The 17,187-nt window shown below is 51.2% G+C and carries 14 protein-coding genes; all 14 read right to left on the bottom strand.

Going from position 1 to position 17,187, the window contains the following annotated elements:
* Positions 1-145: 145 nt before the first annotated feature.
* Positions 146-1,216: a FecR family protein gene (locus ACYVH9_RS27770; protein ID WP_460639702.1), complete on the bottom strand. Its 1,071-nt coding sequence runs from the start codon at positions 1,214-1,216 to the stop codon at positions 146-148.
* 73 nt (positions 1,217-1,289) lie between these two features.
* Positions 1,290-1,871, bottom strand: a complete 582-nt coding sequence (locus tag ACYVH9_RS27765; protein WP_460639701.1) for an RNA polymerase sigma factor — start codon at positions 1,869-1,871, stop codon at positions 1,290-1,292.
* 304 nt (positions 1,872-2,175) lie between these two features.
* The gene (xylA, locus tag ACYVH9_RS27760) at positions 2,176-3,507 is read right to left on the bottom strand and encodes a xylose isomerase (protein WP_460639700.1); all 1,332 of its coding nucleotides are present in this window, start codon (positions 3,505-3,507) and stop codon (positions 2,176-2,178) included.
* 12 nt (positions 3,508-3,519) lie between these two features.
* The gene (locus ACYVH9_RS27755; protein WP_460639699.1) at positions 3,520-5,016 is read right to left on the bottom strand and encodes a xylulokinase; all 1,497 of its coding nucleotides are present in this window, start codon (positions 5,014-5,016) and stop codon (positions 3,520-3,522) included.
* 289 nt (positions 5,017-5,305) lie between these two features.
* Entirely contained in the window at positions 5,306-5,992 is a 687-nt protein-coding gene (locus ACYVH9_RS27750; protein ID WP_460639698.1) for an NUDIX hydrolase, read from the bottom strand.
* 174 nt (positions 5,993-6,166) lie between these two features.
* Positions 6,167-7,822, bottom strand: a complete 1,656-nt coding sequence (locus ACYVH9_RS27745; RefSeq protein WP_460639697.1) for a sodium/sugar symporter — start codon at positions 7,820-7,822, stop codon at positions 6,167-6,169.
* Between the two features lie 11 nt (positions 7,823-7,833).
* Positions 7,834-8,799: a transketolase family protein gene (locus ACYVH9_RS27740; protein ID WP_460639696.1), complete on the bottom strand. Its 966-nt coding sequence runs from the start codon at positions 8,797-8,799 to the stop codon at positions 7,834-7,836.
* A 115-nt stretch (positions 8,800-8,914) separates the two neighbouring features.
* A complete protein-coding gene (locus ACYVH9_RS27735; protein ID WP_460639695.1) occupies positions 8,915-9,787 on the bottom strand; it encodes a transketolase in 873 nt (290 codons plus the stop codon).
* On the bottom strand, positions 9,784-10,446 hold the full coding sequence (gene fsa / locus ACYVH9_RS27730; protein WP_460639694.1) for a fructose-6-phosphate aldolase: 663 nt from the start codon (positions 10,444-10,446) through the stop codon (positions 9,784-9,786). Before fsa ends, ACYVH9_RS27735 begins: the two co-directional genes overlap by 4 nt.
* A gap of 65 nt (positions 10,447-10,511) precedes the next feature.
* Positions 10,512-11,210 carry an L-ribulose-5-phosphate 4-epimerase gene (locus tag ACYVH9_RS27725; RefSeq protein ID WP_460639693.1) on the bottom strand — a complete coding sequence of 233 codons (699 nt, stop codon included), beginning with the start codon at positions 11,208-11,210 and terminating at the stop codon, positions 10,512-10,514.
* Between the two features lie 47 nt (positions 11,211-11,257).
* Positions 11,258-12,802: an alpha-N-arabinofuranosidase gene (locus ACYVH9_RS27720; protein ID WP_460639692.1), complete on the bottom strand. Its 1,545-nt coding sequence runs from the start codon at positions 12,800-12,802 to the stop codon at positions 11,258-11,260.
* Positions 12,803-12,808: 6 nt separating this feature from the next.
* Complete coding sequence (gene araA, locus ACYVH9_RS27715; RefSeq protein ID WP_460639691.1) at positions 12,809-14,299, bottom strand: L-arabinose isomerase; 1,491 nt, start codon at positions 14,297-14,299, stop codon at positions 12,809-12,811.
* Positions 14,300-14,308: 9 nt separating this feature from the next.
* The gene (locus tag ACYVH9_RS27710) at positions 14,309-15,961 is read right to left on the bottom strand and encodes a ribulokinase (RefSeq protein WP_460639690.1); all 1,653 of its coding nucleotides are present in this window, start codon (positions 15,959-15,961) and stop codon (positions 14,309-14,311) included.
* A 281-nt stretch (positions 15,962-16,242) separates the two neighbouring features.
* Positions 16,243-16,962 (bottom strand): NUDIX hydrolase, encoded by a 720-nt coding sequence (locus ACYVH9_RS27705; RefSeq protein ID WP_460639689.1) that lies wholly within the window; start codon positions 16,960-16,962, stop codon positions 16,243-16,245.
* Positions 16,963-17,187 lie beyond the last annotated feature (225 nt).

The raw sequence follows: 17,187 nt of genomic DNA, 5'->3' as shown, positions 1-17,187 counted from the left end.
CCTTCGTGGCAGAAGGGAGAATGTGTCATAAATACACATTTAGGGGGCGATAAAAGCGGTAGTGTAGGCACACTACCGCTTTTGTATTAATAGAGAGGTAGTTTCTTGATCATAGGGACAGGATAGTTTAGGATTGAATAAACAATTAATTACAGCTCCGGCTGTGAATGACCACCTGATTATCAACCACTTCGTAAGTTGATTCAATGGTTAAACAAATTAATCGGACTTTTTCCAAAAAAGGGACATCATTGAGTTGCCCCGTAAACGTGCAATGTTTTAGCAATTCCTGGTTGTAATGGATAGGCATGTGATAGCTCACCTGCAGGTTTTCAAAAACTTCAGAAACGGGCGTATAATGAAAGGCAAATTGCTGGGCTATGGGTGCCGACGCGGTCGCTTCCGTTGAAAAATTGGCCCGCTTAACGAATGCTTTGGAATCCGATAAGTTAAGTTCCTCATTGACGGTCAGCAGGACGGTTTTTTCGGGTGATTTAGCCGTCGAAACAGCCACTTTACCCGTTTTCACTTTCACATATGCCGTGGGGTCGCCTTCAAAAGAACGAACCTGAAAACTGGTACCCAGTACTTTGGTGGTCAGGTTTGCGGTGTTAACAATAAAGGGTCGGGCGGGATTTTTGGTCACTTCAAAAAAACCTTCTCCTTCCAGGAATACCTCCCGAACGGCCGTGTTCATCCGTTTTTGAAATCGCAACTGACTCCCTGTCGACAGCAGAACCGAAGAATTGTCGGGTAGAATCACGACCTGATCCTGACCGGTTTCATTTTTTACCAACTTCCAGTTTTTATCAGTCACCTGCTGATCGCTGATCTTTTTAGCACGATCTACCCGTTGCGAAACAGGATTGCCGAGCTGCCACCAGACCAACAAACTCACCACTGCTGCCGCGGATAACCACCGGCCCCAACGCCCCCGAAATGAGAATGTAATGGGAGAAGACGAACGAGGCAGCTGATCCAGCACTTCTTCGGTTTTCGCTTTTAGCTGTGCGTCAGAAATGGTCAATGCCCTCCCCTGAAGCACCAAAAAGGTAGCAACCGCTTCCTCATAAATTTCTTTTTTATCGGGATTGAGCACCAACCAAGCCTGCCAGTAGACCTGATCCTCCGGTCGCCGGTCCGTAACCCAAGTCCGGAACGCGTTATTTCCTAAGAAATCCTCAACCGTTGAAAGTTCTTCTCTTGGAAGGCCCATTGGTACTTTTTATCTATTTTCATTGATAGTATGAAGATTTGACCCTGGCATACCCTTCCGGAAGGAAATTTTTTTAAAAAATAATACAAATTAGAGCGGACAGGGGAACGAGCCAGCGACTACGGAGCTTACTGAGAGCTTTCTGCAAAAAATTGGAAACTGACTGTCGATTGACATGCATCACTTCCGCAATCTCCACGATCGACAAATTTTCGTAATAGCGCAGGTACAAGGCTTCCCGTTCGCGTGCTGGCAGCAACGCCAACTGACTTTGTATGGCTTTCGTCATACTGGCCAGGGATTCCTGATGAATTAGTAACGTCTCGGAATCTACTTCTTTCGCGAGGGATGTATCCCAATCGAGTTCATCAAAGGCCAACCGTTTTTGTGACCGGACGTACTGAAGGATGTGGTGCCGTAATGCTTTCAGCAAATAATGCTTGACCGAATCCGTTTCATTGATCTGCAAGCGGTTCTGCCAAAGTTGGAGGAATAACTCCTGGATACAGTCCTCAACCACCGTTTCATCCACCATAAATTTTAGTCCGTAATGCTTCAGCACGCGGTAATAGCGTTCAACCAATTGACCTAATGCCTTTTTATCTCCTTCACGAAAGGATAGCCATAACGCTTGATCTTGGGTTTGGGAAGTCATAAAGCTCGCAGGAATAGTGACGGGTAAAAGCGATGAAATGGTGTATTCTTCAAATCAAACCGTTGGGTTCCAGACGGAAAATTCCGGCACCCAAAAAGGTAGTTGAAGCGCCGGACTCAAGGTACTTACTCCCGGAAACAGGAAGCTGAATGCGAGACGGTTTTCATGTCGTTTTTTTCACGCCTGCCTTCCGTGTCACTAACGAATCATAAAACCACAGCGGTGCGTGGCAATCCAAGCAGGGGACCTGGTTCTGCGGCTGACCCAGTGTTGGGTCAGCCGCAGAACCAGGTCCATTCCTACGCTAGATATACTGATTGATCAGACTTTCTAACCATTCCTGTTTGCCGCTCCGAACCTGCGGTTCTCCCTTTTCGTGGGTGTAATTCCGCAGGTCTTCCAGCGTCAGCTGGCCATCCCGGAAGGCTTTCCCCGGTCCTTCGTCGAACGATGCGTACCGATTCGCCCTGAATTTAAGGTAATCCGAATCCCGCAGAACCGTGTCAGCTACAATAAACGCCCGCGCAAAGGCATCCATCCCACTGATGTGCGCAATGAACAGATCGTCTACATCAGTTGACGTCCTACGGACTTTGGCGTCGAAGTTAATTCCACCCGGTGTGATCCCGCCAGCCTGCAGAATGACCAGAGCGGCCTCGGTTAGCTCATAAAGGTTGATGGGAAACTGATCGGTATCCCAGCCATTCTGGTAGTCTCCCCGGTTGGCGTCAATGCTACCCAGCATTCCGGCATCAACCGCCACCTGTAATTCATGATCGAAGGTGTGGCCCGCCAGCGTCGCGTGATTCACTTCGATATTCAATTTAAAATCTTTATCCAGCCCATACTGCCGAAGAAAGCCTATGACCGTAGCCGCATCGTAATCGTATTGGTGTTTGGTCGGCTCCATGGGTTTGGGCTCGATGAAGAACGTCCCTTTAAAACCTTGCTTGCGGGCATAATCCCGGGCAACGGTCAGAAACTGAGCCAAGTTCTCTATTTCCCGCTTCATGTTGGTATTCAACAGCGACATATAGCCTTCCCGACCACCCCAGAAAACGTAATTTTCACCGTCCAGTGCAATAGTAGCATCAATGGCGTTCTTAACCTGGGTACCGGCGTAGGCCAGCACGGCAAAATCAGGATTCGTAGCCGCCCCATTCATATAACGCGGATTAGAAAAAACGTTGGCCGTGCCCCACAAAAGCTTTACACCGCTTTCTTTTTGTTTCTGCTGCGCGTACTCCACAATGGTTTGCAAACGCTTCTCATATTCCTGCACACTCGATCCTTCGTCGACCAGATCAATGTCGTGAAAGCAATAGTAAGGAACGCCCAGTTTGGTAATAAACTCAAAAGCAGCATCCATGCGCATTTGCGCCCGAACATTGGCATCCTCGTGCTGATCCCAGGCAAAAAGGCGCGTACCGGGACCAAAAGGATCCCCTCCCGCACCGGTGAAGGTGTGCCAGTAACTAACAGCAAACCGCAGTTGTTCCTGGAGCGTTTTGCCAGCCACCACCTGTTCGGGATTGTACCATTTGAATGCCAGTGGATTTCTGGATTTGGGGCCTTCGTAGGAAATGGCGTCAATCCCTTTAAAATATTTTTTTTCTCCTAAAGAAATGGTTGTCATACGTATACGTGGTTATGCAGTTATGAATTCTTGTTCTTTCATGGCGGATTTCCAGTCGTCAAACACTTCGCGGTAGGCATCCTGGAGGGCCGCGGTTGGCTCGGTTGTTCCTACCACCTTTAAGTCCGCAAATGCGTCCTCGGGAGTGGCGTATATCCCGGCACCCAGCCCCGCCCCCCGGGCGGCACCCTGAGCGCCATCGGTGTTGTAAAGTTCAAGGGTTGCTCCCGTGGTGTTTACAAAGGCTTCCCTAAAGACCGGACTAAGAAACATATTGGCCTGGCCGGCGCGTACAATCTGAGCCGATACGCCCACGGACTGCATGATTTCCAATCCCATCGACAGGGCGAAAACAATACCTTCCTGGGCAGCCCGCAGCATGTGCTCCAGCTGGTGGGTGTTGAACCGCAGATTTTTCAGCGTAGCGCCGGGGTTCTCATTATTCAATATCCGTTCAGCACCATTACCAAACGGAAAAAACCGGAGGTTCTCTGCCCCAATGGGAGCCTGGGCCGCCAGCCGATTCAACTCCTCGTACGGCATAGTACCGACGAGCCGGCGCAACCAGCTGTTTAAAATACCGGTTCCATTGATACAGGCCAGCACCCCTAAATGCGGATCGTCTGGCTGGTTATTTACGTGAACGAAGGTGTTTATACGTCCCTGCGGATCGTAGGCCGTTTCCTGCGTAATCCCGTATATGACGCCCGAGGTTCCGGCTGTGGCCGCAACCTCACCGGTACGCATGACATTCAGGGAAAATGCATTGTTGGGCTGATCACCGGCCCGGTACGTGACGGGGGTTCCCGCTTTCAGGCCCAGCTGTCCAGCCGCTTGCTGACTGAGCTCTGCCTGAACCCCAAACGTAGGAACCTGCTGGGCTAGCAACGATTCATCGATTCCGTAATAATCCAACAAAGTGCTGGCAGCCTGGTGGGTTTTGTAATCCCACAAAATTCCCTCAGAAAGCCCAGAAGCCGTCGTCTGGATTTCACCGGTCAACCGAAAGGCAATGTAATCGCCCGGCAGCATGATTTTGTGAATCTTTTCGTAAGTGGCCGGTTCATTTTCCTGAACCCACCGAAGTTTGGAGGCTGTAAAGTTGCCCGGCGAATTCAGCAAATTTCCTAAGCAATAGCTCTCGCCCAAGTCCCGCAAAGCCTGCTGGCCAATGGCAACGGCCCGGCTGTCGCACCAGATGATGGCAGGCCGCAGCACTTCCCCCGCCTTATTCACCAGAATTAATCCGTGCATCTGATACGCAATGCCGATGGCTACGACATCAGCTGGCTCAAACGGATAAACTTGTTTTAATTGATGCGTAGCCCGAATCACCTCCTGCCACCAGGTTTCGGGATGCTGTTCTCCCCAACCCGGTTGGGGGGCCTGGATGCCCATTTCATGATCCGGACTGCTGGACGACGCGAGCAACCGACCGGACTGAGCATCCACCAGGGAGGCTTTCACGGATGAACTCCCAATGTCATAACCTATTAAAAAAGCGCCCATACCAAATTAGGATGATTGTGATCGTGTGCTGCCTGCGTAGGCCGTTTCTTAGGAGTGCAACCATTCAGCTGGAGATTAATCGGTTACCATTCAAAATAGACTGTAACCAGACTCGAACCGAGATGAACGCACCGAAAAAATCAATTGCGTTGAAAAGACACGATTTATAATTGTAAAATTGACATTTATTTTTTAATTGTCAACAAGACATTTAAAAAAATATTCAAATTTTTTTCTTTTCCTAAAAATTAATAGGATTAAACCGCGAACTAATCTTGGTATAGTTTAATTAATTGGGGATAAAATTTAAAAATGCATCTGCTACCTGTTTGTACTTTTCGGAGTCGATTTGGTAGTAGAAAGCACCCCGCTTCGAAAATCCTTTCTGTTTTTCGGCCAGTTTGATGAGTAAATTGGTGGACAAAATTTTACGGCTGAAGTTGCGCTTATCAAACTCGGTATTGTAGATGGCATCGTATAGTTTCTTAAGCTGGGGCAGCGTAAATTTCTCGTTCAGGAGTTCAAAACCGATCGGATGCTGAGCCGCTTTGTACCGAAGCCGCTTGATGGCCAGGTCCACCATATCGCCGTGGTCGAACAGCAGGGGGGGCAGGTCATAAATTGAAAACCAGCGGGCCTGAAAAGCGCCCGAGATTTTGGATTCATAATCCGCAATCTTGACCAACGAAAAATAGGCGACAGAAACTGTCCGGACAATGGGGTCTCGGTCCGGGTTACCAAACGCATGCAATTGCTCCAGATACACATTCGTCAATCCGGTCAGATCAAACAAAATCCGGTTGGCCGCCTGCTCCAGACTTTCATCGGGTTGTAACCACCCTCCCATCAATGACCAGGTCTTTTCTTCCACGCCCCGTTTTACCAGGAGCACTTTCAGACTTTCCCCATCGAAACCGAAAATAATGGAATCCAGCGCCACCAGGTAAGGTTGCTGTTGTTTGTATTGATCTAACATAATTGATTCTGCAAGGTCTCAAATGCCCATTTGGCGCAGCGAATGTACTAATAAAGCCGAAAGATAGACGGAATCCCCTGAGAAAGAACCCAAAATCCGTGGAGTATTGCAAACAAAGGCCGTCCGGAACGGGAAAACTCGTTTTCGGACGGCCCAATGGGGTAGCGGTTTTCCTTACCAGAAAAGAACATAAATAACCGCAAGAATACTACACAAGGCCACCGCCCCCACCCGGAATGACGCGTTGGTACGAAACCAATTGCGGTCAATAAACAGGGCTTTGGGATTCGTTTTGCCCCGAGATACTGCTAGGCTGATCAGAATGTGCGCAAGGGTACACAACCAGAAAACCACCCCCATCCGGTTCAGGAAAGGCATGTCGGGAACCTGAAACTTAAACAACGTTGAGAGCGGAATACTCAGAACAGCGGCCACCAGGGCTCCCTGCGTTGTCGCTTTTTTCCAGAAAAACCCGAGCAGAAAAATGGAGAGAATGCCCGGTGAGATAAATCCGGTGTACTCCTGAATGTATTCAAACCCCTGTCCGAAGTTTTTCAGGAACGGACTGATAGCCAGTGCAATCACAAAGGATACAACGATGGCGACCCGCCCCAGCCGGACGGTTTGTTTCTCGTTCAGGTTCGGATTGAAAAACTTCTTGTGAATGTCCAGCATGTAAATGGTGGAAATGGAGTTGGCTTTACCAGCCAAAGAAGCAACAATAGCGGCAGTCAGGGCGGCAAAAGCCAGCCCTTTCAGGCCAACAGGCAGGATATTCAGCAGGACGGGATACGCATTGTCCGGTTTTACGATTCCGTTGTCGGAAATACCGTTCACAATCGCCTGATCGGCGTTTTCCTGAAAAAGGACGTACGCGGCCAGACCCGGTAAAACGACAATAAACGGCATCAGGATTTTCAGAAATGCGGCAAACAACACCCCGTTGCGGGCGGTCGGCAGGCTGGCTCCGAGGGCACGTTGGGTCATGTATTGATTGCAACCGAAATAATTGAAATTCACAATCCACTGGCCCCCAATGACAAACATCATCAGGCCCGGAAGTTGCTGGTAGGCGTCGATATAACCGCCCCGCCCGTCGTGGACCTGGAATTCGCCCGGACTGAACATCAGGTGCATGTGGCTGTCCGCTTTTTGCTTAATAAGCGACAGGCCTTCCAGAATACCCGCACCGGTACCCACTTTCGTGGAAAGCAACTGGAGTGCGAGGTAAGTTGTTGCCAACCCGCCAACAACCAGACACACCACCTGGATAACATCGGTATACCCGATTACTTTCATGCCGCCGAGGGTGATGAAAATAGCAAAGACCGTCAGGAACACCGCGCAGGCCATAAAATCAAAACCGGTCATTTTCTCCAGACTCAGAGCGCCCAGGTAAATGATGGAGGTGAGGTTGACCAGAATATACAGAAACAGCCAAAACACCGCCATGATCGTGGCCAGACGCTTGTCATAGCGCAGCTCCAGAAACTGCGGCATGGTATAAATCTTATTCCGGATGTAAATAGGCAGGAAGTAGATCGCAATGATAATCAGCGACAGCCCGCCGACCAATTCATAAACGGAGATGGCCAGCCCCAACTGAAACGCCTGCCCGCTCATGCCGATAAACTGTTCGGCGGAGATGTTGGAGGCAATAATGGACGAACCAATGGCCCACCAGGTCAGCGACCCTTCGGCCAGAAAGAAATCTTTGCTATCAGACGTTTGCTTGCCTTTGTTCCGGTACACCCAGAAACCGTAGGAAGCAACGATCATGAAGTAGACAAAGAAAATTAAATAGTCAAGGGGTTCAAGGCCGAGTTTCATGAGACGCTGGTTTAGGCTTGGCGGGGTTTACGTTGCATGGCTCGCTTGGCAGCCGCCACAATGTGGGTTGCGTTCAGACCATACTTCTCCATCAACTGGGCAGGCGTTCCCGATTCGCCGAACGTGTCTTTCACGGCCACGTATTCAATCGGTGCCGGAAACTGCTTGGCCAGCACCTGCGCAACCGAATCCCCCAGCCCACTGTTTTCCATGTGTTCTTCGGCCGTAACAACACAGCCGGTTTTCCGAACCGACCGCAAAATGGCCTCTTCGTCGAGTGGTTTGATGGTATGAATGTTGATTACCTCAGCCGAAATTCCTTCGGCTTCCAGGGTTTCAGCCGCCTGAATGGCTTCCCAAACGAGGTGCCCGGTGGCAAAAATGCTTACATCCGTGCCTTCGCTGATCAGCCAGGCTTTGCCAATTTCAAAGGGCTGGTCGGCATCGGTAAAAACCGGAATCACCGGTCGACCAAAGCGTAAGTAGACGGGGCCTTCGTGGTCGGCAATGGCAATTGTGGCGGCTTTGGTCTGGTTGTAATCGCAGGGGTTGATGACGGTCATGTTCGGTAGGGTTTTCATCATACCCAAATCCTCCAGAATCTGGTGGGTGGCGCCATCTTCGCCCAAGGTTAATCCGGCGTGCGAAACACAGATTTTAACATTTTTATTCGAGTAAGCCACCGACTGCCGGATTTGATCGTACACCCGGCCCGAGCCAAAGTTGGCAAACGTGCTGGCAAAAGGCACCAACCCATTCAGCGTTAAGCCCGCCGATACGCCAATCATATTGGCCTCGGCAATACCGCACTGGATAAACCGCTCCGGGTTTTCTTTGATGAATGTGTCGAGTTTGAGGGAAGCCACCAGATCAGCACACAGGGCTACCACAGCGGGATTTGTCCGGCCTAGTTCGGCCATGCCCGCGCCAAAGCCAGAGCGGGTATCTTTCTTTTCAGTATACGTGAATTTTTTCAAGGTCGTAAAAGAAGAAATGTGAGAAAAGAGCAAAAAAAGGACAGAGAACTAATTGGATAGTGAAAAAGAGAACAGAGAAAATAGGAAGAAGTAGCGCCATTCGCACCCACTTCCGTTAATAATCGCCCAGTGTTTCCGGCAATTGACTCAGGGCATTGGCGAGCTGCTCGTTGTTGGGAGCCGCTCCATGCCATTTGTGCGTGTGCATCATGAAATCAACCCCCTGCCCCATTTCGGTTTTCATGACGATGCAAACGGGTTTTCCGTTACCGCTGGCCTGCCGCGCTTCAGTCAATCCACGCTTGAGGTCGTCCTGGTCATTCCCATTCATGTGCAGCACATGCCAGCCAAAAGCCCGGTATTTCGCGCCCAGATCCAGGTTATCCAGAACCTGAGTAGTTGGGCCATCGATTTGCTGGCCGTTGAAGTCAATAATGGCAATCAGGTTATCCAGCTTGTTGTGGGGAGCAAACATCGCAGCTTCCCAAATCTGGCCTTCCTGTTGCTCGCCATCACCCATCAGAACGTATACCAGCGTCGGATCTTTGCGGATCTTCTTGCCAAATGCGGCCCCAGCGGCTACCGAGAGCCCCTGGCCCAGAGAGCCTGACGCAATCCGAATTCCCGGCAGGTGTTCAGCCGTTGCGGGGTGCCCCTGCAACCGGGAGTCCAACTTCCGGAAGGTAGCCAATTCCTCAACCGGAAAGTAGCCACGACGCGCCAGAACGGAGTACAAGAGGGGAGAAATATGCCCGTTGGACAGAAAAAATAAGTCTTCATCAATGCCGCTCATGTCGAACACTACCTGTCCATCGGCGTCCGTTTTCAAGTGCATTTCTTCAAAAAATAGAGTCACGAGCAGATCGGCGCAGCCCAGCGAACCGCCGGGGTGCCCGGATGCCACGGCATGAACCATCCGCAGGATATCCCGGCGAACCTGCGAAGCCACCGTCACCCGGTCTTTGGGAGGAGTCGTTACCTGAATCATACGGTTTTAGCGGCTTTTTGGTGGTCAGCGAGGAATTTAGCAAGTCCGCTGTCGGTTAGCGGATGGTTCAGCAGGGCCGTGATCGCGCTCAGGGGGCCGGTCATTACATCGGAGCCAATTTCGGCGCACTTCAGGATGTGCATCGGATGGCGGACGGAGGCCGCCAGGATTTCGGTTTCGTAGCTGTAATTATCGAAAATCAGCCGGATTTGGGCAATCAGCTCCAGACCATCGGTCGAAATATCGTCCAATCGACCCACAAACGGCGAGACGTAAGTTGCCCCCGCTTTGGCGGCCAGCAGCGCCTGTCCTGCTGAAAAAATCAGCGTACAATTGGTTTTAATGCCTTTTCCGGTGAAATACTTGATGGCTTTTATACCATCCCGGATCATCGGCACTTTAACAACGATATTCGGGTGCAGGGCCGCCAGGGTTTCGCCTTCGGCGATAATTCCCGCAAAGTCGGTGGCAATGACCTCGGCCGAAATGGGACCGTCCACAATGTCACAGATGGCTTTGTAATGATTGATGACATTTTCGTGGCCGGTAATGCCTTCCTTCGCCATCAGGGAAGGATTTGTGGTGACACCATCAAGGATACCCAAGTCTTTGGCCTCCTGAATTTCGGCAAGGTTTGCCGTGTCGATAAAAAATTTCATCGCGTTAGGTGGGTTAAAAACCCGGTTAATTGAAAATTTAAGTGGAACAAGTGGCCAGCGCAAGGTCAACACCCTTGTCCGTAATAGGCATTCTGGCCGTGTTTGCGCTCATAGTGTTTCCGGCGCAGGGTGTCTTTGATGCGTGGGGTGTCGGGATTAATCTGTAATGTCAGGTAAGCCATGCGGGCCACTTCTTCCAGCACAGCCGCATTATACACCGATTTTTCGGCGGTTTTCCCCCAGGTAAAAGGGCCATGATTTTGCAGCAACACCATTTCAACTTCCTGGTGCGACAACCCTTTCTGCCGGAACACGTCAAAAATCTGATTCCCGGTTTCGTGTTCGTAATCCCCTTCAATCATGGCGTCGGTCAAGGCCGGAGCGCAGGGAATATCCTGGTGAGTGTGGTCGGCGTGGGTCGTCCCAAAAATAGGAATATCCATTCCGGCCTGCGCCCAGGCAACGGCGTACGTGCTGTGGGTGTGCGTGATACCGCCAATGTCGTCCCAGGTTTTATAGAGCAAGGCGTGCGTTTTGGTGTCGGAAGATGGACGCATTCCCCCATCCACCACCCGGGCATCGTAATCCATGATGACGATGTCTTCCGGTTTCAGCAGCTCGTACGGAACTCCGCTTGGTTTAATGGCAAATACGGCCCTGTCTCGGTCTACCGCGCTGACGTTGCCAAAGGTAAACAACACCAGCCCCAGCTTCGGTAGCTGCATGTTGGCTTCGTAACATTCCTGGCGTAACGAGGTGTACATAAGAAATCGATTGAGAAAGAGGGGTTAAAAATTCACGCGGCTACGGCTTACTGAAGTTCCAGCACCACCACCGAAACGGGCGGTAAAGTCACCGTCAGCTCATCCCCGGCAAGCTTGGCCCCGGAGAAAGCAACCGGTTTTACCTTGGTTGGCTGATCGAACGTATTGTGGTCCTGTACCTTGGGTGTCGTCAGAATACGGCCACTCACGCCGGTAGCCTTCATTTTTTTCAGACTAACCGTAATAGTCTGGGGCTGACTCGCGTGGATATTGACCAGCGAAAGATGCGTCTTGCCCGCTTTGTCCCGGGAGGCAGAAACTGACACCGCCGGTAATTTTTCTTTCTCGAAGCTGTAGTCGCCGGTGGTAATGTCAATGGGCAATAGCGTGGCATCCTGGTGAACGTTGTACATTTCCAGTACGTGGTAAGTCGGCGTTAGCAGCATTTTGGTACCTTCGGTTAAAATAACCGCCTGGAGCACATTCACGGCCTGCGCTAGATTAGCCATCCGTACCCGTTCTGCGTATTTATGAAAAATGTTCAGCGTCGCACCGGCGAGAACGGCATCCCGCATGGTGTTCTGCTGGTACAGAAAGCCCGGATTGGTACCGGGTTCGACATTGTACCAGCCGCCCCACTCGTCAACTACCAAAGCTACCTTCTTCTGCGGATCGTACTTGTCCATAATGGCCGCGTGCTGCTCGATCACTTCATCCATTTTCAGGGCCTGCTTCATGGTCTTGACGTAATCAGCCTCCGTAAAATCGGCGGCTGAGCCTTTTTTGCCCTCATCCCAGCTGTGCACCGAGTAATGGTGCAGGGCCACGCCTTCCATCATGGTCAGCGGAATGTTTTTCATGAGGGTTTCCGTCCAGTTCAGGTCCGTGGAATTGGCCCCGGAAGCAATCCGAAAAATGCGTTCTTTACCCACCGACTGATTCATGAACGTCGCATACTGGCGGTAAATGTTGGCGTAATAATCAGGGGTCATGTTTCCCCCGCAACCCCAGGCTTCGTTGCCCACTCCCCAAAACCGTACGTTCCAGGCTTCCGGGCGACCGTTTTTCTGCCGCAGGCTCGACATGGGACTATTCTTGGGAAAGTTTACGTACTGCACCCAATCGCTTAACTCCTGCACCGTACCGCTCCCAACGTTACCGGCCAGGTACGGCTCGGTGCCCAGCAGTTCGCACATGTTCAGAAAATCGTGGGTTCCAAAGCTGTTGTCCTCCGTGACGCCCCCCCACCAGGTGTTTACAATCTTAGGGCGTTGCGCTTTGGGGCCAATCCCGTCCTTCCAGTGGTAGGTGTCGGCAAAACAACCGCCCGGCCAGCGCAGGTTGGGAATCTTCATTTTTTTCAGGGCTTCGACTATGTCGAGACGCACGCCGTTTTTATTCGGAATCTTCGTATTGCCCTCGCCCACGTAAAAACCGTCGTAAATGCAGCGACCGAGGTGTTCGGCAAAATGGCCGTAGATATGCCGATTAATGACAATTTTGGCATCGTCTTCCTTGATCACCACGCGGTTTTGGGCGATTGCCGACCATACACTGCCCAAACAGAGCAGCATCATATAGAATTTTTTCATGGTTGTCTAGCGGTAAGCAGCCTCGCTCCAACGAAGCTCATTTTTCAATTGACGCAAGTTGGTAGACCGGTCAATTACGACCAGTTCAATCCCGAAGATGTCGGCAAAATCGTCGATCTGTTCCACCGTCAGGTTTTGGCTGTAAACCGTATGGTGCGCCCCTCCGGCCAGTATCCAGGCCGCACACCCGGTAGCCATATCGGGCATGGGCTTCCAGAGCGCCCGGGCCACGGGTAATTTGGGTAGCGCTTCGGTCACTTCGACGGCTTCCACCTCATTGACCAGCAGCCGAAACCGATTCCCCAGATCGATCAGGGAAACATTGAGAGCCGGACCCGCCGGCGCGTTGAAGACCAGCCGCACCGGGTCAGCTTTCCCGCCAATCCCCAATGGATGGACCTCACAGGAGGGTTGTCCGGCCGCAATTGACGGGCAAATCTCAAGCATGTGAGAGCCTAACACCAACGGATTGAGCGGGTCAAAATGGTAGGTGTAATCTTCCATAAACGAATTGCCGCCGGGTAATCCCTTCGCCATTACCTTCATGACCCGGACCATAGCCGCCGTTTTCCAATCACCTTCCCCCGCAAAACCGTAGCCGTCGGCCATCAGGCGCTGCGACGCAATTCCGGGCAACTGGGCCATCCCGTGCAAATCTTCAAATGTATCACTGAACGCACCGAATCCACCGTCCTGCAAAAACGCCCGCATCCCGAGTTCTATTCGGGCGGCATCGCGCAATGCCCCGTGCCTGGCTCCGCCTTTTTGCAGCGTGTCCATCAGGGTATAGCTGTCGGCGTATTCCTGCACCAGTCGATCCACATCGGCATCCGTCATCTGGTTAATCACCGCAACCAGATCGCCAATACCCCAGGTGTTGACCGACATTCCGAAAGTCATTTCGGCGGCTACTTTGTCGCCGTCTGTGACAGCGACCTGGCGCATGTTGTCGCCAAACCGGCACACCTTCAGCGTTTTCAGCTCGTGAGCGCCCAGGGCTACCCGTGCCCAGTCGGCAATCTTCTGAACCACGGCCTGATCCTGCCAGAAACCGACTACGATTTTCCGGTTCAGCCGCATCCGGGAGAGCATAAATCCAAACTCACGGTCTCCGTGCGCCGACTGGTTCAGATTCATAAAATCCATGTCGATGTCGCCCCAGGGAATGTCCCGGTTAAATTGGGTATGCAGGTGCAGCAGCGGTTTTTTCAGGATCGAAAGGCCCCGAATCCACATTTTAGCGGGCGAAAAGGTGTGCATCCAGGTGATCATACCCACGCAGGTTTTGGAAACGTTAGCGTCCTGACAAAGGGCATAGATTTCATCCGGCGTTTTCACCACGGGTTTAAACACGACCCTGACGGGAAGTTGCGGTGCCTGGTCGAAGAAATCTGCGATGAGGGTAGAATGCGAATCGACCTGCTGAAGCGTTTCTTCGCCATAGAGATGCTGGCTTCCGGTAATAAACCAGACTTCCAGCTGTTTTTGATCAGGCATAGGGTGTTATTATAAAATGCTTTTTTGGTTGGTTTCGATAAAAGCGCCCAGTTGTCTGTAGCGCTGGTAAAGCGTTTCGTAGATCCTGACCCGATCCGGCCGGGGTTGGTATTCGGCGTCAAAACCCGACCCCATTGCCAATTGAGCGGCTTCCATGGTGGGGTGAACACCAGCCGCAACAGCTGCACACATGGCCGCACCCAGCGCACAGGCCTGATCGGCAGCTGCCACCTGAATGGGTTTGTTCAACACATCGGCCAGTGTTTGCATCACGAATGGCGACTTTTTGGCCACCCCGCCGATGGCAATGACTTTTTTGATCGGAACACCTTCCTCGATAAATCGGTCTACGATGCTGCGGGACCCAAAAGCCGTAGCTTCCACCAGCGCCTTGAAGATGCGCGGTGCATCCGTGCCCAGGTTTAATCCGGTCAGGGCGGCTTTCAACGTATGATTCGCATCGGGAGTTCGGCGGCCATTTACCCAGTCCAGCGCCACCACATCATCAGGTGTCACCGGAAGGTGGGTTGCCTGCTCGGCCAGGTATGGGATGAGTTGCTGCTGCAATAAGGAACCCGCTTCGGCTCCCAACAGGTCACGAACGGGTTTGATGATAAGTTGGGAGAACCAGGCATAGACATCACCAAAGGCCGATTGCCCGGCTTCCAGGCCGAGCATGCCCGGGGCTACGGACCCATCCACCTGCCCACAAATGCCCCGAATCAGGCGGTGCCCAATCTCCTCATTGGGTGCCATCAGAATGTCGCAGGTGGAGGTACCGATGATCCGCACGAATGCATAGGGCTCGATTTGGGCTCCAATGGCTCCCATATGGGCGTCGAAAGCTCCGACACCAACCACTACATCCGTTGAAAGGCCCAGTTTTTGAGCCCATTCGGCCGAAAGCGTGCCCATAGCCTGATCAGCGGTGTAAGTATCGGTGAAAAGCCGATCGCGCAGGCCACCCAGTAACGGGTCAAGACGGCTTAAAAACTCCTCAGATGGCAACCCATCAAACTCACTGTGCCATAAGGCTTTGTGGCCGGCTGCGCAACGTGACCGTCGCAGCGTAAGTGGGTTTGTTTCACCGGTGAGAACGGCCGAAATCCAGTCGCAGTGTTCAATCCAGGAAAAAGCGTGTTTCCGCACGCCTTCATCGACCCGCAGCGTTCGAAGGATCTTGGCCCAGAACCACTCGGATGAGTAAATACCACCGACATATTTGGTATAATCCGTGTCCCAATGATGGGCCAGGGCGTTGATTTCTTCGGCTTCGGCATTGGCGGTATGGTCTTTCCAGAGAATGAACATGCCGTTGGGATTTTCGGCAAAATCAGGCCGCAGGGCCAGCGGTTGTCCCTGCTCATCCACCGCACAGGGTGTCGAGCCCGTGGTATCAACGGAGATGCCAACTACTTTTCGGCGAACTTCGTCGGAAACCTGATCAAGAGCACCGGTGATGGTTGCTTGCAGTCCTTCCAGGTAATCCTGCGGGTGCTGGCGGAACTGTGAACGGGCCGGGTCGCAGAACAAACTCTGCTTCCAGCGGGTGTACTCGTGCACTTGCGTACTGACGGCCTGACCCGTTGCCGCATTGACGAGCAGGGCACGCACCGAATCCGTGCCAAAATCAACGCCAATAACGTATTGATCGTTTAGCATACACTAAGGGTATTGGAAAGGAGTGAATGAGAATAAGGTGTCATTTTGACATTTAATAAATGAAAGCGCAATCAGGCAACGATTCCAACCGAAGGGGTTCGAACCAACGCCATTCTATATGAAATGATGCATTTAGTATTAGGAGGTTACAATGTTCCCCATGTAACTTCTAAAGGTAACCTTCAACGATAAGCGGGTAAACAAATGCCATCCGATAATGCGTTTGTCCCATGAACTCGTCTCTTTATCTCTTATTCGGTCGTATGCTTTTCCAAACTCCCTCAAGCTGGTACGAAAGCCGTAAGCTCAGGAAGAAAGGCGTAAAATCCGTTCAGGTACTTCTGATAATCTGGATATTTCGCTACGTTCAATGAATAAAGCTGTCCTTTTTTAGTAACTGACGTTAAATCCTTTTCACCGGTTTCCACCAGCAGGTCAGTAGCCAGTATCTTGCGCCGGAAGTTTCGCCGATCAAGCTGCACGTCATAGATAGCTTCATAGAGTTTCTGCAGCTGCGGGATGGTAAACTTTTCGGGTAACAGCTCAAAACCAATTGGATATAACGCTGCCTTGTAGCGCAATCGCTTGAGCGCCAGATCCACCATTTCGTCGTGATCGAAAATAAGCTTCGGCACTCGTTTCAGTTCGATCCAGGAAGCATTGTGCTCCCGTAATGTGCTGGGGTCCTGATCAGCAATATTAACCAATGCGTAATAAACTACCGAAATCGTTCGTTCAACGGGGTCCCGATTGACTGTACCAAACGTGTGAAGCTGCTCAAGGTAATTGTTTTGTAAGCCCGTTAATGTGTACAACACACGCGTGGCAGCATCCTGAAGATCTTCATTTTCCTCCACAAAACCGCCCATCAACGACCAATTCCCGAACTCAGGTTCAAAGTTTCGCTTGATTAGTAATAACTTTAGCGTTTCGCCATCGAAGCCAAAAATGATACAATCAAGAGCAACCAGTATTTTACTGCTTTTTTGGTACGCTTTCATTCAGAAATTTCGGTATTGCGTCCAGTTGACACAATATTTGTGTTGAACTGACGCAATCTTATAAAGAAGTTTTTATTAAACCAAATAATTTTAACTTTTCCTGTAATTTAAAGGATATTTAATATTGGCAGGGGAAGAAGGATGGCAATTTAGCGAACCTCCGTGGTTGTGGGGTAAAAATAAAGGGGCGGTTTTCAAATAAACCGCCCCTTTCTCATTCGGTCG

The sequence above is a fragment of the Larkinella harenae genome (assembly GCF_054780515.1).
Note: the sequence above shows the minus strand (reverse complement) of the source record. Positions and strands in the feature narration are given on the sequence as shown.